Below are 20,375 nucleotides of genomic sequence, written 5' to 3' on the forward strand. Positions count from 1 at the left end.
AGGTCGGAAACATGCGACAGCTTGCCGTTCTGACATTCGTGACGCTCGATGGCGTGATGCAATCCGCCAGTATGCCAGCAGAAGATCGGCCGGAAGGATTTGATCACGGTGGATGGGCAGCGCCATTTGTCGGATAATTGCAAACGATGCTAAGGTCGGCTCCTAAAGGGGCGCTGTATGGAACGGAAACTGGTAGCCATACTTGCGGCGGACGTCGTCGGCTATTCTGGGATGATGTGTGATGATGAGGAAGGCACGCTCGCGACGCTCGCCACCTGTAGGACGATCATCGACGGTTGTATCGAAAGGGCGGGCGGGCGAATATTTGGCAGCGCTGGCGACAGCGTATTGGCAGAGTTTCAAAGTTCCGTTGCTGCCGTCCGCACCGCGTTGGATATTCAGCGCCGCCTGACCACTCAGAACGCGGAAGTGTCTGAAAACTCACGAATGGTCTACCGGATTGGAGTTAATCTGGGCGATGTGGTCAGCGATGGAGACAACCTTCTCGGCGACGGCGTGAACGTCGCCTCTCGGCTCGAAGCGTTGGCGCCTCCTGGCGGTATTTGCATTTCCCGCCAAGTGGCCGAGCAAGTCGCTGGAAAGCTGGATGAAGGTTTCGCCAGTGCGGGGCTGAAAGGTCTGAAAAACATTCCTACACCACTAGAGGTTTTTGTTTGGCCGGCTAGAGCTGCCCGGTCCATTCGAACGCAGCCGAATTACGTCCGCTGGGCAGCTGCAATTGCCTTGGGTGCAACACTTGCGATTGCGGCGTTTTGGTATAGCCATACATTGCCAAGCGCTTCGAAGCTTCCGACAGTTGCTCGGATCGCGCTGGTGCCTTTCAAAAATCTCAGCGCTGAGCCCGGTGACACATATTTCAGCGATGGGCTGAGCCGGGATATCAATGCGTTGCTTGCCAGGTTTTCCAACCTTTTTGTCATCGCGCCCGAAGCTATGTTGGCCTTCCGTGACGACACAGGTTGCGAAAATCTGCGCGAAAAGCTTGGCGTAGACTTTATCTTGCGAGGCACGGTGCAGCGCTCGACTGATCAGCTTCGGGTCACGACCACATTGACCGATGCAAAAAGCTGCCGTCAGCTAACATCACCTGGACCCTTCGATGTCGATTTGAATGCGAAACGATTGCTTGAAGTCCAGCTCGACATTGCCCGCAAGGTTGCGTCGGCCATTGGGTCCAGCGATGCACCGCTGTTCAAATCAGCCATTGCACAGGAGATCAGGAAAAAGGCGCCAGACAGCCTTGATGCATATGAATGCGTGTTCTTGTCGTTTTGGTTCTATCAAACATTCACCATTGAGGATCATCGAATTGCGCGGGACTGCCTGCTCCGTACAGTTGAGGCGGAACCTGATTATTCTCTGGCCTGGTCGCGGATTGCCTACAATTATCTGGAGTCAAAGAAGCGCCAAATGGATACGCTGCCTGATTGGTCTGAGCAGGCGCTCCGCGCCGCCAACAATGCTCTCGACGCCGACCGGGAAAACCCGGATGCGTATTACGCGTTGGCGATCCACAGTCGTATGGTCGGGGAGAGCACAGATATCTTTCGAAATTACGCGCAACGCGCAATCGAGCTCAATCCAAACGACTCCTGGATTCTCGCCGATTTGGGGATCTTTCTGGCATATTCAGGAGAATGGGAAGCTGGTGAAGCCTGGATCACCCGGGCACGGGAACTCAACCCCCAGCTTCATCCTGGTTATGGCAATGCTTTTCACCTGCATGCAATCGTGCGGGGGGATTACGACGAGGCTTTGGCCGCAATAGCCGGCATGGGTGGTGCGCGTCGCCCCATGAACATGGCATCCACCGCCGCAGCTTTGGCCCTAAATGGTGAGCTGGAGGCAGCAAGAAGGCTGGCCGATAAACTAAGCAAAGAGTTTCCTGATGCAGCCAAAGACCCACTCGCCCCCTTCCGCGCTCGCGACATGCCGGAAGACCTGATCGATAAACTACGTAAAGGGCTCAAGCTTTCAGGTCTGGACGTTTGAGCCCCGCCTTAGGTTTGATCCGTTGACCTCCTGGGGCGAGTTTCCGTCATATCACGTAGCTTCCGTCCAAGCCTCTTGAACCTTAGGTCTGGTTCAGGAAAAGGTCCGCCAGTAATGCAGTGCAGAAATGACAGTTTGCAATGGCCAAAGCGACAATGGGCCTGCGATGTGATATGAGGTATTCCTGAGGTAATCATGCAGGCAGCAACCTTACCAAAGGGTGGGGCGCTTCATGATCATGCGGATATTTCAAGTCACAGCAAAAGAAGGCAAAGAGGAGGAGTTCGGTGACTTCTTCCACAACACGGCGATACCATTGATGCGAGGAACCGAAGGGATCGTGCAGGTTCTTCCGGGTGCGGCGCGGGCTGATAGTCCAAGAGAATTCAGTTTCGTTATGATCTGGAAAGACCTTGCCTCTCTCAAGGCGTTTGTTGGCGATGATTACCAATCGGCGCATGTGGATCCTTCGGAAGCCGAATTGGTCGAATCCAGATCGATCAAACATTACGATTTTGTGGAGTAACGCAAATGGTGGTCGACGCAACACAAGACGAACTTCAGGCAGGTCGTGGATATGAGGCTTTTTTTGTGCCAGCGCTATTTGCGCCATGGTGCGACCACATAATTGGTGGTGCGGGAATAGTCGAAGGGGCGCATGTTTTGGATATTGCCTGTGGAACGGGGGTGTTGACGAGAGCAGCACACGCGTGTTCTGGGCATAGTGGTCGTGTGGTCGGACTTGATCCCGCACCCGGTATGATTGCAACGGCAAAAGAAGTTGAACCCGATGTCGAATGGGTTCTGGGCAGCGCCGAAGATCTTCCCTTCGCAAACGGCTCGTTTGAGTTCGTGATCTCGCAGTTTGGAATGATGTTTTTTCAGGACCTTCACCAAGCCGCACGGGAAATGTACCGGGTGACCAAGCCGGGCGGCAGGTTGGCGGTAGCGATCTGGCATACTATCGACCAGAACCCTGCATATCGGGATATCGTCGCCGTGTTGGAGGAATATGTATCGCCAGAGGCCGCAAATTCAGTGAGATTGCCTTTTAGTTTAGGCGATCCCGACGAAGTCGCGACCATCTTGTCGCAAGCGGGCTTTGACGACATTGCCTTTGAAACTAAAAGCGAGCAGGCAACCTTCCCCAGTACCCGGACGATGGTGGAAGTTGAGCTGCGGGGGTGGCTGCCGCTGTTTGATATGCATCTCAGCGAAGAAAAAATCGCAGACGTGTTGACCCTATCCGATGTGAGTCTTTCGAAATATGCCACGCCATCCGGTAAGGCGGCTTTCCCGACGACTGCCTACATCATGACCGCCCAAAAACCGGAATAGGCGACATATGTGATCTGTTGGAATTTGGTCCATACCTGACGATCCCGCAGGTTTAGTTCTTCTCCGTCTCGAAAAATCGACCCACAAATGAATTCAGAGTGTGGTTGAAAGGGGCATGAGAGATCATTTTCATCCGGACACAACCAAATGGCTGAGTGACCATGTTGACATTGATCAAGCCGTAACCTGTCCGATGAAGTAGGCTGGTTGCGTCACGATATTCAACCGAACTCCTGAGTATGGAATGATGGATAAGCCTCCCCTATGGATTCGCCCGGTCGCAATAATCGCTGCGCTGTTTGGTCTGCTGACAATTTTTTCTGGTGGGATGGTGTTGTTCGGCAGTTCTGCGGCAAAGTCCGCTGCCGGAGATGCCGTTCCAATAGTACTTTGGTTCAATTTTCTAGCGGGGTTTGCTTATATCATTGGCGCGGTTGCACTTTTTAGATACACGGTTTGGGCGCGGCCAATTGCCTGGGCAATCGGCATTTGTACAGCTCTGGTGTTCTTAGTTTTGATTACAATGGCGCTTGGTGGAACACCATTCGAGTGGCGAACTATTGGAGCAATGATCTTACGCTCGGGCTTTTGGCTAGCGATAGCATTCACGCTTGCCCGAGACACATGAACCATCCTGCTGAATGCGCACGTTTCTATGGTGATGTCTGCTTACCTTGTGATGTCAAAAACATGGGCCAATGTGATGATGCTCTGTAGCTTCTAGTCCCCACCAAAGACCGTTAAGCTATTCGCAATTGGAGGAAACGGGTTTGGCGCGCCTTTTGAAATCCGAAACGGTTGATCATTCATTTGAAGAACGGCTCGCCGACAGACTTGCCCGCCGCGGTGAGGACAGTTTTGACGAAGCTGAGCGAAACGGCCTCATGCTCGCCGCGAAGGTTCGAACCTTCGCGCTATGTATCGTATTGGTCTGGGTGGCGGTCGACACACAAAGCCGCGGGATTAGCTTTCTCTATGATGTTTCCCAAGTTGCTGTGTTCGCGCTTCTTGGCATCTTGCAATTCTTTTTCGCGAAGTATAGCGCGCATGCCAGGGTACTGAATTATGCCTTCGTGGCGGTTGACTGTGCTTTGCTGGCCCTCATCTCCAGTATTCAGAACCCTTTTACCGAGCACGACTTACCACCTGCGATCCTGTTGAATGGAAGCCAATTCACCTATTTCTATTTGTTCCTGATGCAGGCTGCATTCAGCTTTCGTCCAAGTCTGGTTCTCTGGTGTGGTCTATGTATTGTTGCTGCGCGCACAGGAATGCTGGTTTGGTTCGTGAACCAGCCGAACGCCTTCACAAACCTTGATTTAAATGAGCGAACGATTGAAGATTTGTTGCTGGCTCGTTCTGATCCCAACTTCATTTTTCTTGGGTTTTGGGTGCAAGAGATACTCGTATGCTTGCTGGTAACCGCAGGCCTTGCAGCATTGGTACGCCGGTCTCGTTGGCTCGTCGAAAGCCGAATTCGCTCGGAAAGATCGCGCACCAATCTTGCTCGCTATTTCTCGCCAAACGTCGTGGATCGTCTCGCGAATTCCGAAGATAATTTGGGAGAGGCACGCGAACAAGAAGTCGCAGTCATGTTCGTCGACATCATCGGGTTTACGACGATGTGCGAGAACGACACACCTGGAGAGGTCGTTTCTTTCCTTCGGAGTTATCATGATCGTCTGGGTATGGCAGTTTTTGAGAACGGCGGGACACTTGATAAGTATCTCGGCGACGGGCTTATGGCGACTTTCGGTACGCCGGAACCTGGTAGGCAAGATACCAGAAACGCGCTTCAGTGCGCATTTGACATGCTAGATTCGTTAGATGGTTGGAACCGTGAAAGAAAAGCCGCGAGGCTTCCTCAGGTGCGTATCGGGATTGGTATCCACTTCGGGCCTGTTGTCTCCGGCGACATTGGAAATCAACGTCGCCTCGAATACAGTGTAATAGGTGACACAGTGAATGTCGCAAGCAGGCTTGAAGGTGCTCATTCACGAACTGGAGGACCAGGTCTGTCATACCACAGCCAACCCAATTTTCGGCCATACGCAACAAAAGCAGGCTTTGCAAAGTTCAATGAATAAGCCCACAGTGGTCCTCTCAAATGAATGGCACTATTGCGCGGCTACTCTAAAGCAGATTCTCGCGTATTGTGTTCAATCAAGGCGTGTGGGAGAGTTTCGCCGACGTTCGACGGGACATGTCTGACGACGGACACCGCCTGTGTTGGGTCAATTTCAATATCGTCATTGACGCCAGCGCCATCTCCAAGAAGCGGAGCGGTGCTGTCTTCAACGTTGTAGACAACGCGGTCCAAGGTTCTGTCGAACCAGATGTTTCCGATCATCCCGTGTACTGCCGGAGTTGCCCCGGTCGCCAATGGGGCGTGTCCGACAACCGTCTCTGTATTGGCATGGCAATGATGGGCGTCCAGATAGTGTACACCGTTTTCCAGTAAATACTTAAGGCCACCCTCCCCAAGATTCTCAAAGTAGCGTGTCGGCAGATCGCCCCGAAACGCGTCGACGGTTAGCTGCAAAACGAGACGAGGAGGTTCTTGTGCGTACGCAGGAGCGACTGCGACCAACCATAAAGACAAACAAGCTCTCAGTGTTTTGGGCACAGTGTTTCCTTTCGCTGTATTGCGCAGCAGGTTGGCGGCGACCGCAATTGCGCGCTAGAACAACCCGTTTCAATACCAAACTGATAACAAAAACGCTTCGAGTCTACTTCTTCCGACCTATCGCGAAAGAGCCTGCAACACCCAAAACGGTGTTCATACAAACAATTGCTTGGAACTGAGGTGTCCAGATCGGTTTTGATCCAAAACAAGGCTTTGAGTCTTTTGAGACACTAAACTCTGCGCCAGAAACCCAGTTTCAGGTGAAACGTTATGACAAAAAACCTATCGGTTTTTCTTATTTTGGCTGGTTTAGTAATTGCTGGTGCGTTGCTGTATGTCGTTGTTGCCGAGGATGGCGATGAATTGCCGGTTGGATTTGTGCAAGGAAACGGGCGGGTTGAAGCGGAACAAGTCGAAATAGCACCAACTAATGCAGGCCGGGTTGCGAAGGTAACGGCAACAGAGGGCAGTATGGTTGCAGCCGGTCAAATCCTGGCCGAAATGGACATAGACGAGCTATCTGCGGCCCTGGATCGGGCTAGAGCCGAAGTAGCCTTGGCAAATCAGACAAGGGCTGAAGCAGAAGCGCTCGTTGTGCAACGCGAAAGCGAACAGCGCAGGGCCGAGCAAGAGCTTGATCGTGCCACGGCGTTGCTGGCAGGACAAAACATCTCCAAAACTATTTTTGAAGATCGCGATACCACTCATAAGGTCGCTACAGCAGTATTAGGCGCCGCCAAAGCCCGAGTTGCAACCGCGGAAAGCCGTATTGCTGCCGCTGAGGCGGAAGTGCGCAGGATTGAGGCACAGATTGAAGACAGCGCTCTAGTGGCACCTTTGCCCGGACGCGTGCTTTACCGGCTTGCAGAACCCGGAGAGGTGGTTGGCGCGGGCGAACCAATCCTGACTATTCTTGGCCTTGAGAATGTTTACATGGAAGTTTTTCTTCCGGCGCGTGAAGCCGGACTTTTGCCCATTGGAGCTGAGGCTCGCATCGTGCTCGACGCTTTGCCAGAATATGCAATACCAGCATATGTCAGCTTTGTTTCTCCGGAGGCACAATTCACTCCCAAACAGGTCGAGACCCTGGATGAGCGAGAGCAACTGGTTTTTCGCGTTCGCGTCCGTATCCCAATAGACTTGGTTGAAAGTCGGATTGAGCACGTCAAAACTGGTCTGCGCGGTGTCGCGGTGATCCGGCTTAACCCATCCGTTGCTTGGCCTGAGGCGCTTGAACAACGCATCCCAGCAGAGCTGTTCGAATGAGAGTAGAGGACGGAACCTACGATATTCGAATTTCAGGTGTTACGCACCGCTATCGCAAGCATGTCGCATTGGATTCTGTTTCGTTGGAACTGCCAGGCGGCCAGCTGGCTGGCTTTATCGGGCCGGATGGGGTGGGAAAGTCCACACTGCTTGGTTTGATCACCGGCGCAAAGAAACTGCAATCCGGCAATATCGACGTTTTAGGCGGCCCGATTGGCAATTCTGGCCATCGACACAGCATTTGCCCAGCCATCGCTTTCATGCCGCAAGGGCTGGGTCGAAACCTGTATCCGGAGCTATCTGTGCGCGAGAACCTCGAGTTCTTCTCAGGTCTCTTTGCTCAAGGGCATTCAGAGCGGGACGAACGTATCGCAGCGCTATTGGCTGCGACAGGGCTTGCGCAGTTTGAAGACCGTCTGATGGGCAAGCTCTCGGGTGGGATGAAGCAAAAACTAGGTCTTTGCTGTGCGTTAATCCATGACCCCAAACTTTTGGTTTTGGATGAGCCAACGACCGGGGTCGACCCGTTGTCTCGTCGGCAGTTCTGGGCTTTGATTGATGCAATCCGAGCAAAAAGCCCTGAACTGTCGGTATTGGTTTCAACGGCGTACATGGAAGAAGCCGAGGGTTTTGACCGGATTGTCGCGATGGACGCGGGTCAAGTCATCTTTCATGGGAAGCCCACCGAATTGAAAGGGAGTGATGTCGACCTCGAAATTGCATATCGGCGTCTGAGAGCACGGGAGTTGCCTGTCGAACCGGCGGGGAAAAACAAAACGAATGGGCAGATCGAAACAAGCCCAGTGATAGTTGCGCGTGGACTGACACGACGCTTTGGTGATTTCACGGCCGTAGACAACGTCGACTTCACAATCAATCGCGGAGAGATATTCGGGTTTCTAGGATCAAACGGTTGCGGCAAATCCACGACAATGAAGGTGCTGACTGGCTTGTTACCTTCCAGCTCAGGTGAAGCACTGCTGTTTGGCAACCCTGTCGATGCATATGACCGAAAAATGAGGCGTGAAATAGGCTACATGAGCCAGGCCTTTTCCTTGTATGGCGAGTTGTCGGTCCATCAGAACCTACAATTGCATGCGCGGATATTTGCAATTGCCGACCGAGAACAACGTGTTTCGGAACTCACTGAGCGCTTTGGGCTCGAGGAGCACCGTCATACGTTGGCGACGGCACTGCCCCTGGGGATCAAACAGCGACTGTCGCTAGCTGTAGCAGTTATCCACCGTCCGCGGGTGCTAATACTCGACGAACCAACATCCGGTGTGGATCCAGAGGCGCGCGATTCCTTCTGGGACTTGCTGATTGAGCTCTCTCGAAATGAGTCGGTTACGATCTTTGTTTCCACTCATTTCATGGGTGAGGCGGAACGCTGTGATCGCGTCTCTTTTATGCATGCTGGTAGAGTTCTAGCCGAAGGTACTCCGGTTGAACTAATCGCTGTTGAAGGGGCGGAAAACCTTGAAGACGCCTTCATTTCGATATTGGAAACAGCAGAAAAACCAGTCTCTGTTGTCGCGCCAAAGGTGGGTTTTAGAACCAAATCCCACGCCGGGGGAGGAGCGTTTTCTCGTATATTGGCATATGCGCGGCGCGAAACCGTTGAAGTAGCTCGCGACCCGGTGCGTCTGGCTTTCGCGTTTCTGGGTTCTGCTATTCTAATGGTAGTTTTTTGCTTTGGTATTTCGCTGGATATCGATGAGCTTGAATTCGCTGTACTTGACCTTTCTCAGGGGCCGGAGAGTCGTGCCTATTCGGCTGAATTCGCCGGATCGTCCTACTTTAAAGCCACATCGCCGCTGCAAAGCGCCAGCGAAGGGCGCAACCGTCTAGTGGCAGGTGAGGTCTCTCTGGTTGTTGAGTTACCACCTAACTTTGACCGAAAGATGAATACGGGTGAACCGACCCAGATACTTGCAACTGTAGACGGTGCTATCCCATTTAAGGGTGAGACGGTTGAAGGTTATGTTTCCGGATTGCACCAATCATTTCTCTCGGAATATGCCCTTAACAATGGCAAAAGCCAGATAGATATCGCCAGGATCGAACCCCGGTTTCGCTACAATCAGAGCTTTGAAAGCATCGCCGCGATGGCTCCGGCAATGCCTGCTATCTTACTGATTATGTTGCCAGCTGTTTTGACTGCTGTAAGCGTGGCAAGGGAACGAGAGCTGGGGTCAGTTGTCAATTTCTACGTGACACCAACCACGCGGCTTGAATTTCTAGTCGGCAAACAAATTCCGTACATTTTGATCGCCTACGCAAACTTTCTGCTTTTGGCCGGAATGACCGTTTTTCTTTTCGGGGTGCCGTTAAAAGGAAATCCTTTCCCTTTGGCTGTTGGTGCCCTTCTTTACGTTTGGGCAACGACATCCTACGGGCTGTTGATCGCTACAATGACATCCAGTCAGGTGGCCGCCACATTTGCAACTGCCATCGCCTCAGTTGTCCCAACAATCCAGTTCTCAGGTCTGTTGCAACCTGTTTCAACGCTTGAAGGAGGTGCACAAGTGGTGGGTTCTCTTTGGCCTTCCTCATATTTCCTACACCTAAACGTTGGTGCCTTCACTAAAGGTTTGGGTTGGGAGGCCCTTGCGCCAGACATTCTGGCCCTCGCCTGCTTCGGACCAGTTCTGACACTGATCGCAGCCCTTTGTCTTCGGGCGCAGGAGAAGTGAATGCAGCGTTTCTACTGCATATTCTGGCTAGGCTTGAAGGAAGTGATGAGCCTGCGCCGTGATTGGGTGATGATGGCATTGTTGGTTTGGTCTTTCACGCTGGCCCCGATAATGGAAGCAACGGGAGTGGCAAGTTCTGTAAACAACGCCTCTATAGCGTTTGCGGATGAAGACGACTCGCCACTTTCTCGAGCACTTGCCACAGCGTTTTTCCCACCAGAGTTCCAACCGGTTGTCCAAATCGAACCCGGAAAAGGACCTGCGTACATGGATGCTGGGCGCTTTATTTTCGTTGTGGCTGTGCCCCCCGGATTCGAAAAGGATCTGCGCGCTGGGCGCAGTCCGGAGATTCAAGTTCTTATTGACGCAACCGCTATGGAACAGGCCGGTATTGGTGCAAATTACATCACCAGTATCTTGAGCGCTGAAATACATCGCTATGCAATTGGTATCGATCTAGTAGATGCTCCCTCAATCAGTGTCATTTTAAGAAGCGCCTTCAACCCAAATAGAGATACTGTACGTTTTGCTGGTATCGTTGCTTTGATTGGTCAGATCATGTGGCTCACAACTATTTTGACCGGAGCTGCGATGATCAGAGAACGAGAGCACGGGACTATTGAACATCTCCTTGCCATGCCGCTTTCTCCTTTTGACATTGCCATTGCCAAAATTTGGGCGAATGCAGCAGTGGTTTTGGTTGCGGCTGGTCTTTCACTAACCTTTGTGATGCAGGGTTCTCTGGGCATTAGTATCGCTGGATCCAAGATGTTGTTTTTGGTTGGCACGGCGTTGTTTCTTTTTACTGCAACGGCGCTTGGGGTGTTTCTGGCAACCATTGCACGCTCTATGGCGCAGTTTGCGCTTCTGGTCATGTTGATTGTGCTGCCAATGCTAATGCTGTCAGGTGGAGAGACCCCAATTGAAGGTCAGCCGGCGTGGTTGCAGGCAGGTACTTTGGTTTTACCGTCACGCCATTACATGTCAGCAAGTCAGGCTATTGTTTTCAAAGGCGCTGGTATTGAGACTGTCTGGCCGGAATTCGTTTGGATGACGTTGTTAGGAATTGCTTTGTTACTAATGAGCCTACGGCTTTTTCGGCGTTCTCTTGCGCAGATCAGCTAGCGCTTTAATCTTTTGGCTGTGATAGATTGTGAGCCTCCCCAACCAAACTGGTCCACCATTATGTTAATGACACAGCAAACTGAAATCGGCATGCGCCAAAGCTTGCTTGCACGATGGTTCCAAACGCTTCCTTGATTCAGGCGATCCAATTGACCTACGATTCCAGTTAATCTTTTGCTGTAAGGTAGGAGCCTGCCCGGGCAGCAAGACTTTGGCGGCTGGCGAAGAAAGATAAGTGACTGGGCCTACGTCCCAGCCGCCAGGTCTTCCAACGACCCACCATCACGCAGAAAGTCGCTCCAGATCCACGCCATGCGATCCACAAACCACATCTTGCCGCCCGAGATCACAACAATGCCAAGGAATGTGAATCCTAAGTCGTACGCCCAAAGACCGTATGCAAACGGCAGCAAACCCAATCCGCTGACATAGGCAAGTGCTTTGGCCATTCTAATATGATGAGCCGCAACCTTGTCTCGGTGTCGTAGCCAGACACGCTCGCCCAATACACCTTGGGCTGACCAGCTCTCGAAGGTCTTGGGTCGGGAGAACGCACGCGGATTGATCCAGACCCAGACCAAAACCACGCCGACGGTAACCCATGCCCAACCACCAATCCACGCCCGGCTCCAGATCGCCAGCGCCAAAAGGGGCAGCGGTGTCAGCACGCGGGTCCAGACCGACCAAGGGTTTGTATGCCGCAACCATACCTCGTCTTTCATACCCATGAGGCGTTCGGAAAATCGAACTATGTCCATCGGGTCACTCCAGAAACTGCAAACCCACTATTGAGAATGAAGCCATCCGCTACTGATCACAACCGCTTTCAAGTTTCGTCCTTTGGTGAAGATCAGGCGCTCACAATAGCATGGCGAATATCCGGATCGATCCTGACAAGGCTTGAAAAACATATCTGGCCCGAACCTTGCTTGAGTGTATTCTTGTCACATTTTGGAGCTTTGGGGGGTTGAAGTGACTGATACAGCAGACTTTGAGATAATGGAACGCCAAGGATGGGCGGATCCGTCTATTGCTAAAGGGTATGCCGACGGCTTTGAAATGGCGACGCGCCTGGCTGCCAGAAAGCTTGCAGACGAAGTCGCTGCTGGGCCGAATTGTAAAGCTCTTGATCTGTGCACCGGACACGGTGTCGTGGCAGCAGAGCTTGTGGCCCGCGGCTCGGATGTAACGGGCTTGGATTTCTCTGAACCGATGATTGAGCTTGCCCAATCAGCTGTTCCAACGGCGCGGTTCGTTCAGGGTGATGCAATGGCAATGGAGTTTCCAGATCACACCTTTGATGCGGTCACAATCGGGTTTGGCGTCCCACATTTTCCAGACCCCGAACGCGGTCTGAGAGAAGTAAACAGAGTGCTGAAACCCGGCGGTAGAGTTGCCTTCTCGATTTGGCGTGGCAAAGGATCAGATGGCGCGTTTGGCTGGCTGTTCGATGCTGTTGAACGCCTGGCCGACCCATCCATCTCTCTGCCTGCGGGCCCGGATGCGCACATGCTCGTAGACAGCGGAATTGCCAAACCAATGGTCGAAAATGCAGGTTTCGACAATGTGCGGCTTATCAATGTTGCAAGCGAATTGTGCGTTTCAGATCCTAAAATGCTTTTTGATGTTTTTGTTGGGGGCGCAGTGCGTGCGGCATCGCTCCTCAAGCGCCAGCCGAAAGAACGGCGTGATGCAATACGTGCGGATTTGGCAACGCGCGTTCAGGCGGAAGCAAACAAAGACATTCGAGGTTACTTTGTGCCTGCCCCTTCAGTTGTTATCACTGCTTCGTCCCAAGCCTGAGCTGCTTCGCTGTAGATCGATTTCGCCGGATGATACTTGGAGGGATCGTCCATTGATGCCGCATGGACGTAGATGCAGTCACTTACCCGTTCACTTCTACGGATCAGCGGTGAGCCGCAGTTCGGGCAAAACCCGCTAAAGGTCGACAGCCCTGATCCTCCTGCCATTTCAAATGTTTTGAGCGCATCACCAATCGAAACAGATTTGGCCACAAGTGGCACCATCTCTGAATGTCCCGAGCCGGTGAGCTGCTGGCAATCTCGGCAGTGACATCGAAACATCGGAAGGTCAGAGCGAATTCCGGAATATCGCACCAGCCCACATTTGCAGCCGCCTTCGATCTTATCACTCATGTCTTCTCCTCCACCTAGAAAGGATAGAACGGCCGGTCCTTTGTGTCAGCTTGAACCTGCCGCTCCGAGGTAACAAGGACCGGCTATAGGTTAGAACGGTACAGCCACGCTTGTTCAGAATCTCCGGCGGTTCGCGCCTAAATATGCCTAGCCGATACCGCAAATGCAGAAAGCGTCCGAACGGACAAGTAAACACCTCGGTTTTGCAGAAGATCTGATCATTGCTATTGTGGATGCGGAGTAATGCCGGTGTTCGAGGGGTGCAAAATGGCGTGGAGATTTCCAGGCGAGGGTGACAAGAAATTTTTGGTTTATGCAGGTACAGGTACGGACCTGATCTTTAACCACGGTATCGAGCTTCCGGGTTTTGCTTCGTTTCCCTTGCTGGAGAAGCCTGACACCCGGGCTGTTCTGGCCGGACAAATGCAAGCGCTCGTGCAATTGGCCGGGGATATGGGTGTTGGGTGCATTCTCGACGCACCGACATGGATGGCCAATGCCGACCGTGCTGCACCTTTGGGCTACGATGCTGAACGTCTTCGTGAGGTAAACAAGGATGGTGTCGCACTGATGGAGGAGGTGCGCAATGCTTCTGGCCGGGATGACGTTTTGGTTTCCGCCTGCGTTGGCCCAAGATACGATCCTTACGCTGACATCCCACCCATGACAGTTGAACAGGCGCGCAGTTACCACAGTGTGCAACTCGCTGTTCTGAAAGAAACCAGTGTTGATCTGGTGACCGCGTACACGTTCAACCGCCTAAGCGAGGCTGCTGGCTGTGTTCTGGCTGCAAGAGATATTGGTTTACCCATCATTTTGTCATTGGTCGTCGAAACCGATGGCTGTTTGGCTGACGGCGCAAAGCTTGTTGATGCCATAGACCAGATCGAAGCAGAAACAGACGGCGCGGCTCTGTTCTACATGGTCAACTGCGCACACCCGACGCACTTTGCCGACGCGCTCAACGCGCATCCAAGGCTCAAAGGTGTTGTTGCCAATGCATCAAGTTGTTCGCACGCAGAATTGGATGAGGCCGATACCTTGGATGAAGGAGATCCCGCGCGGCTCGGCCAAGAAATTGCGGATGTCCTGCGGGAAAACCCGTCTATCAGAGTGTTTGGCGGTTGCTGCGGTACGGATATGCGGCACCTAAGGCAAATGGCGCTGGAGGTGGTTGGCAGATAGCGCTGCTATTTTATTTACGAAGGCTTATCACCGAATGCGTGAAGCTTGATGATGGGCTTTGACGTTAAAAGCAGTGATCAGAGAAGCAATTCCGATGAAATGCAGGCGAAGCGTCAAGACAGGTGCTTGACTTTGCTTTTATAGACCGTGGACCAAGCGTGTTCTACGGTCTCGATCACGCAACTCAATTTGAGAAGCTCAACTGATACCTTCAGGATGGAGACTGACGATGTTTGCTGGGAGGATGACAAGCTTTCGCACTCACATGAAAGAAGCCGGAATCGACGTTGCTCTCATCACCGATGACGACAACGTTTATTATCTGACGGGCTATTATGACTACCTGCATATGGAGTTTGGGCGTCCAACCATCCTGGTTGTGCACAAGTCAGGTGAAAGCCTGTTGATCACGCCGACAATAGACCTGAATGCCGCACGTTCGGCCGCTCATGTTGACCGTATTTCGGCCTGGAATGACGGTATGGGCGAAGAGTGGCGGTCGGAGTTACCCAAAGCGGTCAAGACTGCAAAGCGTGTTGGTATCGAGCTTGATCACATGCCACCAGTTGTGCGGGCATACCTGGATATGTTGGTCCCGGTGGAAAATCTGCTCAGTGCCACACCGATATTGGCTGAAATGCGAATGATAAAATCCGCCCAGGAACTTCAAATGGCCCGGCATGCCGGGCAAGTTGCAAGCGCTATGATGGACGCCGGACGCGACGCAATTGCAGACGGAGTACCGGAGTTCGAAGTTGCGATTGCCACGTCCCAGGCCGGAACACGAAAGGCCGCGGAGCTTTTAACGGCGCATTACGATGACTCGGACATGTCGCCCAACACTCATTTTCTGCAAATAATGGCGTCGGGCGACACCATCACCAAAACCCATCATCGCGCCTCAACCCGGATCATGAAACGAAGCGAACCGGTGTTTTTGTGCTTTTGCGGCATGACCAATTTTCACCGCTTCAAACTGGGTTTTGACCGCACCTTTTGGATTGGTGAGGTGGCGGACAAACAACAAGAGCATATCTATGAGGTTGCCGTAGCAAGTCAGGCCGCCGCACTGGCAGAGCTGCGCCCAGGTGTGACCGCCGAAAGTGTGCATACCGCCTATGCCGAGGTTATCCAGCGGGCGGGGTTTGAATACCCGTTCCGGTGTGGCCGCGCGACTGGCTATAGCTTTTTGGAAAAGCCACAGTTGGTCACCGGCGACACGACAGTATTGCAGCCAGGGATGGTTTTCGCTGTTGATGGTTCAGTATCAGTCGATACATTTCGTGCGCAGGTCGGCGACAGTTTCATAATCACCGAAGATGGCTGGGAAGCAATAACAGAACATCCAAAGTCCTTGGATGCAGTTATCCTTTGACTTTCCAACTAGCGCCGTCTTTTGAATGCACTTACACAGCGAATGGTCGATATGGCGAGCCGGGCCTCAACATTTTGAAAATTTCACTCCACGATCTCGCGATTACGTTGCATCTTTAGACATCCGCAACGCGAATGGGTGTGCGAAGTTGGAAAGACAATCGGCACCTTTGAAAGTGCAGTTTCAGAGGGAATTAAGTTACTTTGGGACCCGGCGATTGGAATGTATAACTGACAGGGCATTGGAGAAGAAGGCGTAGCGGAAAACTAACGTTAACAGCCATTGCTCGATTGGGGGGTAGAGGGAAAATGAGCGGCGATTCTGAAACCTACCAAGGAATCTGCTATTGTGGCGCATGTAGTGTTTCTGCTGCCGGTAAGCCGATGGTCATGGCATATTGTCATTGCCACTCTTGCAGAAAATGGCATTCGGCGCCTGTCAATGCTTGGTGCCTCTGGTCGGCAGACAATGTCTCGTTGTCAGGACCGACGGTTCAATCGGACAAGAATGATGAAAGCCATCGTGTTTCCTGCGGCAAATGCGGGGGGGCGTTGGTAAATATCAAACCCGGAAAGGACATCGTCGCGGTCTACGCAATGTCGCTGGATGAATCTGGGTTGAGCTTCGAGCCGACTTTTCACATCTTCTACGGCGAGCGTGTTTTTGACATGGCCGATGGCCTGCCAAAGTGGAAGACGGTTCCGACATCGTTCGGAGGGGATGGTGTCGCTATGCCCGAACCAGACAAAACCGGTTGGATTTCCTTGAACACGCGAGCCCAAGGGTGAAGCGCAAACTTACCTCGATCTTGGCTGCCGACATTGTCGGCTTCTCGCGGCTTGTGGAAGCTGCCGAGGAAGCCACGCTGGCGCGTCAGAAAGAACTGCGCCTGTCCGTGTTCGACCCCGGGATCAAGCAGGCTGGGGGTAAGATCATCAAGTCGACAGGCGATGGATTTCTGGCCGAATTTTCAAGCGTTGTGGAAGCGGTGCGGTTCGCGATAGCGGCGCAAGAAGCGGTTCGCGCAGAGGAAGAGTCCGTGCCTCAAGATCGGCAGATCAGTTACCGCATGGGCCTTCACATAGGTGATGTGGTTGTTGATGATGGTGATATCTATGGCGACGGTGTGAATCTTGCCGCTCGCTTAGAAGCTGCTGCCCCAACGGGCGGGATTTGCATCTCCGCTGCCGTCCGTGACCAGATCGTTGGCGTAATGGACGAGCTGTTCGCTGATGTCGGTGAATTGACGCTGAAAAACATTTCGCGCCCGATCCGCGCCTTTGTCTGGCCTCCCGACCAAGGTGGAGCACTTTACACTGCCACCACACCGCCCATCGAGGTGACATCCAAGAAGCCCACGGTAGCCCTTAGTGCATTCGAAGCCCTCGGCAACAATGACGATGCTAAGATGCTGGCCGAAGCTTGCAATCACACGGTAGAGGCGGCGCTTGCCAATCTTACAGGGTTGGATCTGATCGCACTCGAGGCGGGCCCGGACCATATCGCTACGGCGGTGTTTCAGGCCTCTGGAAACCAGGTCCGCGCGACACTCAAGCTGCGTGAGACGAGTACATCGGCAACCTACCTGACCCAGCGGATGAACGGTGATCTTTCCGATCCTTTCGTGGCAGAAGATCTGTTGTCAGGGGAAATCGCGACAACGATCCGATACGGAATTCTGCAGCGAATTGCTGAGCGCGCAGCGGAAACGGAGACAAACGACCCCGAGGCAATGCTGAATCTCGCGGGGCATTACATGATGGGATCGCAGCCTGAAGAATGGGAGGCTGCGGGCCGTCTGTTGGACAGGATCCTGACACTCCAGCCACGCAATTTCATGGCCGTTGGGATGAAGGCGAACACGTTGATCGGCGAATTGGTATGGGGTTACCGTCCGATACGCCCGGAGGATATCGAAGCGGCGGACGCCGGGTTGAGCAAGGCGGTGTCGTTGAATGATCAAAGCGACTACGTGCATCTGATCCGGGGGATTTTTCACTACGGCATTACCGGCGATTTGGATGCGGCGGTGCGGTGTGTTGAACGTGGGTTCGAAATCAGTCCGCAGTTTGCCCAGGGGCATATGGTGCTGGGCTGGATTCAGAACTTGATGGGCCAACCAGAGTTAGCACTGAAGTCCATCAAAAAGGGCTCATTTTCTCTGGCCAAGAACCGGATATATCACCGTGTCCCGCAAGCGTTGGCCCAGACATATCTGGTTATGGGCGACTTTGAGAATGCCATCTCTAATGCCAACCGGGCTCTACAAAACTCGCCGGGGTTGCCGGTCGCACAATTATATCTTGCCAGCGCGGCTGGTCAGGCTGGTTTACCTGATCAAGGAGTAAGGGCGCGGGAGGCCCTATTGGCGTCCGATCCGGACTTCCGGATTAGTGGCGTGCGCAGGTTCCATTTTCAGGACCCCACACGTTGGGGCGCAATCCTGGATGGGCTTCGCGCGGTGGGGCTGCCCGAGTAAGCTCTACCGGGAAATTCTGTGTTGAAGTGTGCTAACATCAATCCCCGAGGGGGACATTATGCACAACAAAGTAATGGCCGTTTTTGTTTTACTCGTGAGTTCAGGGCAGGCAATCGCCCTCGATTGTGGTGACAAAACAAACTCGTGCAAAATTGAAACCGGAGAATATCATATCGTCATTCCGGACGATTGGCAGGGTGGACCTGCTGTGATGCACCTGCACGGTTATGGGGGTACAGGTGAGAAGATTGTAGGGAACACGGCGTTTGTTGAAGAATTCACCAAGCGAGGATACGCATTTATCGCGCCGACCGCGCTTCCTTGGTTGGATGGTAAACCCACCGACTGGTCTGTTCGAGACGGTTGGAACACCTACCCCCGCTCAGACGTAAGGTTTCTCCGTGAAGTTTTGGCTGACGCTGCCCTTCATGCAGGCGTGAATGTGGGCCGGGTTTTGCTGACAGGGTTTTCCAGAGGCGGATCAATGGCTTGGGAAGTTGCTTGTAATGCACCGGATTTGGCTCTTGGTTACGCGCCGGCGTCCGGTGGTTTCTGGCTCCCGGCGACCGAAGATTGTCTAAAGCCGGTACACTTGCTCCATACCCACGGGTTTGCCGACAAAGTTGTTCCGCTTGAAGGTCGCGCAATACACAGCGAGGAGTTTGACGTTACCATCACGCAAGCAGATATCTGGCAAGGCCTGTCGATGTGGCGGCAAGAAAACAAATGCCCACCCAATGCTGCACACCACGAAATGACCGAAGGTCTGTGGCGCAAACGCTGGAACTGTGAATACGGTAGTCTCGAAATCATTCTGCACGACGGAGGGCACGGTTACCCAAAAGGATGGAGCTCCATAGCGCTTGATTGGTTTGAAAGTCTGGAAAACTGACGCACCATCAATTCCAATGAAATATGGTTTTGCCACGGTGAGACCTAGAAGAGCTTGTGGGTCGCTCGGCTGGCCAAAAGGCACGTCTTCTAGATTTTAGTTAGAAATGCAGAGCGGATAGCTGTTTTCATGGCATCCAATGGCCCGGTTTCCTGTGAACCGGCTGCCGCCATCACTAGCTTCGAGGCGGGCGTTCTGCTGAAGCCAAGCGTCTCGCCCACTATCGACAGATTGGCATGAAGTGAGGAACGCCCCAGCAGACCAGCCGCGATCCCAGCTTCTAATGCCGCGATTACGCCAGAAACACTTTGGCTTGAATAGATGATGCGATATGGTTTCGAACGGCGCTCCAGAGAAGCGATTGCCGCATCGCGCCACCAGCAGGCGTGATCGAACAAGGCAACGGGCAGAACTTTTTCTGCGCGGAAATCCCGATGCGCGGATGAGACCCAGCATGTTGGATCTTCGTACAACAGTTCCTCATGTTTCCCTAGGCGTTCCACCTCATAGATTGCGAGGTCCAGAGATCCTTTGTCGAGCGCTTCGGGAAACCTCGCACTGATAGCGCAGGTTACCTCCAGTTCGACTTGCGGATGGAGACGCGTAAACGCGGCGATAATCTGCGCCAGCTTAGCTCGGCCATGATCATCGGGAATGCCCACGCGCAGTTTTCCGGTCACGGCAGTTTGGGAAATGTCCCGCAATGCCACGTCGAGGCGGTTGGTCACGTCCTGGGCAACAGGCAATAGCCGATGACCCGCATCACTTAGGGTAACTCCGCGCCCGTGCCGCTCAAATACGGGTTGGCCGAGGATCGATTCGAGGCGTTTGATTTGAAGGCTCGTGGCGGATTGGGACCTATAGATGCGTGCGGCGCCATCCGTGACGCTGCCTGCTTCGGCAACAGCAACAAAGGTGCGCAACAAATCGCTATCCAGATTTTCCATTCGAGACACCAATATCAGTGATTGAAACTATTTGTTTCACACATGTCTTTTCATCTCCTATTTTTCAAGATCAAAGGAGTATCCTATGACCGATCAGACAATTGTCCGCCGGCAATCAGGTAAGGCCTACATGGTCTGGGGCGCGTGCCTATTGCTGCTGATCAGCATCAGTTTCGTCTGGCCGGAACACATTGCGGACGCCACCAGGTTTGTTCTCTGGGGCCTCGTTGTCGTTGCCCCCATAGTTATCCCGGGCATCGTTCTGGCGGCCTGGATT

The 20,375-nt window shown here is 53.1% G+C and carries 19 protein-coding genes and 1 pseudogene; 16 read left to right on the top strand and 4 right to left on the bottom strand.

The features are described 5' to 3' along the window. Positions 1 to 11: 11 nt before the first annotated feature. The 6 genes from G7G_RS24880 to G7G_RS23410 all read left to right on the top strand — a co-directional run bounded on the left by G7G_RS24880 (position 12) and on the right by G7G_RS23410 (position 5,438). Positions 12 to 137, top strand: a complete 126-nt coding sequence (locus tag G7G_RS24880) for a hypothetical protein (RefSeq protein WP_010443213.1) — start codon at positions 12 to 14, stop codon at positions 135 to 137. 40 nt (positions 138 to 177) lie between these two features. Next, complete coding sequence (locus tag G7G_RS0119840; RefSeq protein WP_010443214.1) at positions 178 to 2,013, top strand: adenylate/guanylate cyclase domain-containing protein; 1,836 nt, start codon at positions 178 to 180, stop codon at positions 2,011 to 2,013. A gap of 232 nt (positions 2,014 to 2,245) precedes the next feature. Continuing rightward, positions 2,246 to 2,539, top strand: a complete 294-nt coding sequence (locus tag G7G_RS0119845) for a putative quinol monooxygenase (RefSeq protein ID WP_010443215.1) — start codon at positions 2,246 to 2,248, stop codon at positions 2,537 to 2,539. A 5-nt stretch (positions 2,540 to 2,544) separates the two neighbouring features. Beyond that, a complete protein-coding gene (locus G7G_RS23405; RefSeq protein WP_010443216.1) occupies positions 2,545 to 3,351 on the top strand; it encodes a class I SAM-dependent methyltransferase in 807 nt (268 codons plus the stop codon). A 247-nt stretch (positions 3,352 to 3,598) separates the two neighbouring features. Further along, complete coding sequence (locus tag G7G_RS0119855) at positions 3,599 to 3,979, top strand: hypothetical protein (protein ID WP_238528839.1); 381 nt, start codon at positions 3,599 to 3,601, stop codon at positions 3,977 to 3,979. Between the two features lie 142 nt (positions 3,980 to 4,121). Beyond that, positions 4,122 to 5,438, top strand: coding sequence for an adenylate/guanylate cyclase domain-containing protein (locus tag G7G_RS23410; RefSeq protein WP_010443218.1), 1,317 nt, complete (start codon positions 4,122 to 4,124; stop codon positions 5,436 to 5,438). Between the two features lie 41 nt (positions 5,439 to 5,479). Here the strand turns inward: G7G_RS23410 and G7G_RS0119865 are convergent, their stop codons facing one another. Then, a complete protein-coding gene (locus G7G_RS0119865; protein WP_183085417.1) occupies positions 5,480 to 5,977 on the bottom strand; it encodes an alkaline phosphatase family protein in 498 nt (165 codons plus the stop codon). Between the two features lie 270 nt (positions 5,978 to 6,247). Between G7G_RS0119865 and G7G_RS0119870 the strand changes: the two genes are divergently transcribed. From G7G_RS0119870 to G7G_RS0119880, 3 genes are read left to right on the top strand one after another with little or no spacing between them, the layout of a single operon-like run. Further along, complete coding sequence (locus G7G_RS0119870; protein WP_010443220.1) at positions 6,248 to 7,243, top strand: HlyD family secretion protein; 996 nt, start codon at positions 6,248 to 6,250, stop codon at positions 7,241 to 7,243. Continuing rightward, positions 7,240 to 9,939 (top strand): ribosome-associated ATPase/putative transporter RbbA, encoded by a 2,700-nt coding sequence (gene rbbA / locus G7G_RS0119875; RefSeq protein ID WP_010443221.1) that lies wholly within the window; start codon positions 7,240 to 7,242, stop codon positions 9,937 to 9,939. The genes G7G_RS0119870 and rbbA overlap by 4 nt, the downstream gene beginning before the upstream one ends. Beyond that, positions 9,940 to 11,064: an ABC transporter permease gene (locus G7G_RS0119880; RefSeq protein WP_010443222.1), complete on the top strand. Its 1,125-nt coding sequence runs from the start codon at positions 9,940 to 9,942 to the stop codon at positions 11,062 to 11,064. Between the two features lie 245 nt (positions 11,065 to 11,309). On the opposite strand, the gene G7G_RS0119885 is transcribed toward G7G_RS0119880, so the two are convergent. Further along, a complete protein-coding gene (locus G7G_RS0119885) occupies positions 11,310 to 11,822 on the bottom strand; it encodes a DUF6653 family protein (RefSeq protein WP_010443223.1) in 513 nt (170 codons plus the stop codon). A 214-nt stretch (positions 11,823 to 12,036) separates the two neighbouring features. Here G7G_RS0119885 and G7G_RS0119890 point away from each other — a divergent pair, with 214 nt between their 5' ends. Beyond that, complete coding sequence (locus G7G_RS0119890) at positions 12,037 to 12,867, top strand: methyltransferase domain-containing protein (protein WP_220669792.1); 831 nt, start codon at positions 12,037 to 12,039, stop codon at positions 12,865 to 12,867. Here G7G_RS0119890 and G7G_RS24040 read toward each other — a convergent pair. Beyond that, complete coding sequence (locus G7G_RS24040) at positions 12,816 to 13,220, bottom strand: GFA family protein (RefSeq protein WP_010443225.1); 405 nt, start codon at positions 13,218 to 13,220, stop codon at positions 12,816 to 12,818. The two genes, G7G_RS0119890 and G7G_RS24040, sit on opposite strands and share 52 nt — an antisense overlap. Positions 13,221 to 13,487: 267 nt before the next feature. Between G7G_RS24040 and G7G_RS0119900 the strand changes: the two genes are divergently transcribed. From G7G_RS0119900 to G7G_RS0119920, 5 genes are all read left to right on the top strand, one after another. Beyond that, positions 13,488 to 14,405, top strand: coding sequence for a homocysteine S-methyltransferase family protein (locus G7G_RS0119900; protein ID WP_037322026.1), 918 nt, complete (start codon positions 13,488 to 13,490; stop codon positions 14,403 to 14,405). A gap of 229 nt (positions 14,406 to 14,634) precedes the next feature. After that, entirely contained in the window at positions 14,635 to 15,780 is a 1,146-nt protein-coding gene (locus G7G_RS0119905; protein ID WP_029622212.1) for a M24 family metallopeptidase, read from the top strand. Between the two features lie 308 nt (positions 15,781 to 16,088). Then, entirely contained in the window at positions 16,089 to 16,568 is a 480-nt protein-coding gene (locus tag G7G_RS23775) for a GFA family protein (protein ID WP_010443228.1), read from the top strand. After that, positions 16,565 to 18,259 carry an adenylate/guanylate cyclase domain-containing protein gene (locus tag G7G_RS0119915; protein WP_010443229.1) on the top strand — a complete coding sequence of 565 codons (1,695 nt, stop codon included), beginning with the start codon at positions 16,565 to 16,567 and terminating at the stop codon, positions 18,257 to 18,259. The genes G7G_RS23775 and G7G_RS0119915 overlap by 4 nt, the downstream gene beginning before the upstream one ends. A 58-nt stretch (positions 18,260 to 18,317) precedes the next feature. Next, the gene (locus G7G_RS0119920; protein WP_010443230.1) at positions 18,318 to 19,151 is read left to right on the top strand and encodes a CE1 family esterase; all 834 of its coding nucleotides are present in this window, start codon (positions 18,318 to 18,320) and stop codon (positions 19,149 to 19,151) included. An 89-nt stretch (positions 19,152 to 19,240) separates the two neighbouring features. Here the strand turns inward: G7G_RS0119920 and G7G_RS0119925 are convergent, their stop codons facing one another. Beyond that, positions 19,241 to 20,098 carry a LysR family transcriptional regulator gene (locus G7G_RS0119925; RefSeq protein WP_010443231.1) on the bottom strand — a complete coding sequence of 286 codons (858 nt, stop codon included), beginning with the start codon at positions 20,096 to 20,098 and terminating at the stop codon, positions 19,241 to 19,243. An 85-nt stretch (positions 20,099 to 20,183) separates the two neighbouring features. On the opposite strand from G7G_RS0119925, the pseudogene G7G_RS0119930 reads away from it, so the two are divergent. Beyond that, positions 20,184 to 20,375: pseudogene (locus tag G7G_RS0119930) on the top strand (permease); the annotation flags it as partial.

Origin of the sequence: Ruegeria conchae, from assembly GCF_000192475.1 — a bacterium.
Taxonomy (GTDB): Bacteria; Pseudomonadota; Alphaproteobacteria; order Rhodobacterales; family Rhodobacteraceae; genus Ruegeria; species Ruegeria conchae.

What these genes read in the sequence shown, in the direction of transcription:
- G7G_RS0119870 (WP_010443220.1), top strand. Translation starts at nt 6,248, where the DNA reads ATGACAAAAAACCTATCGGTTTTTCTTATTTTGGCTGGTTTAGTAATT.
- G7G_RS0119885 (WP_010443223.1), bottom strand. Translation starts at nt 11,822, where the DNA reads ATGGACATAGTTCGATTTTCCGAACGCCTCATGGGTATGAAAGACGAG.
- G7G_RS23775 (WP_010443228.1), top strand. Translation starts at nt 16,089, where the DNA reads ATGAGCGGCGATTCTGAAACCTACCAAGGAATCTGCTATTGTGGCGCA.
- G7G_RS24880 (WP_010443213.1), top strand. Translation starts at nt 12, where the DNA reads ATGCGACAGCTTGCCGTTCTGACATTCGTGACGCTCGATGGCGTGATG.
- G7G_RS24040 (WP_010443225.1), bottom strand. Translation starts at nt 13,220, where the DNA reads ATGAGTGATAAGATCGAAGGCGGCTGCAAATGTGGGCTGGTGCGATAT.
- G7G_RS0119840 (WP_010443214.1), top strand. Translation starts at nt 178, where the DNA reads ATGGAACGGAAACTGGTAGCCATACTTGCGGCGGACGTCGTCGGCTAT.
- G7G_RS0119855 (WP_238528839.1), top strand. Translation starts at nt 3,599, where the DNA reads ATGGATAAGCCTCCCCTATGGATTCGCCCGGTCGCAATAATCGCTGCG.
- rbbA (WP_010443221.1), top strand. Translation starts at nt 7,240, where the DNA reads ATGAGAGTAGAGGACGGAACCTACGATATTCGAATTTCAGGTGTTACG.
- G7G_RS0119880 (WP_010443222.1), top strand. Translation starts at nt 9,940, where the DNA reads ATGCAGCGTTTCTACTGCATATTCTGGCTAGGCTTGAAGGAAGTGATG.
- G7G_RS0119845 (WP_010443215.1), top strand. Translation starts at nt 2,246, where the DNA reads ATGATCATGCGGATATTTCAAGTCACAGCAAAAGAAGGCAAAGAGGAG.
- G7G_RS0119905 (WP_029622212.1), top strand. Translation starts at nt 14,635, where the DNA reads ATGTTTGCTGGGAGGATGACAAGCTTTCGCACTCACATGAAAGAAGCC.
- G7G_RS0119920 (WP_010443230.1), top strand. Translation starts at nt 18,318, where the DNA reads ATGCACAACAAAGTAATGGCCGTTTTTGTTTTACTCGTGAGTTCAGGG.
- G7G_RS0119900 (WP_037322026.1), top strand. Translation starts at nt 13,488, where the DNA reads ATGGCGTGGAGATTTCCAGGCGAGGGTGACAAGAAATTTTTGGTTTAT.
- G7G_RS23405 (WP_010443216.1), top strand. Translation starts at nt 2,545, where the DNA reads ATGGTGGTCGACGCAACACAAGACGAACTTCAGGCAGGTCGTGGATAT.
- G7G_RS0119925 (WP_010443231.1), bottom strand. Translation starts at nt 20,098, where the DNA reads ATGGAAAATCTGGATAGCGATTTGTTGCGCACCTTTGTTGCTGTTGCC.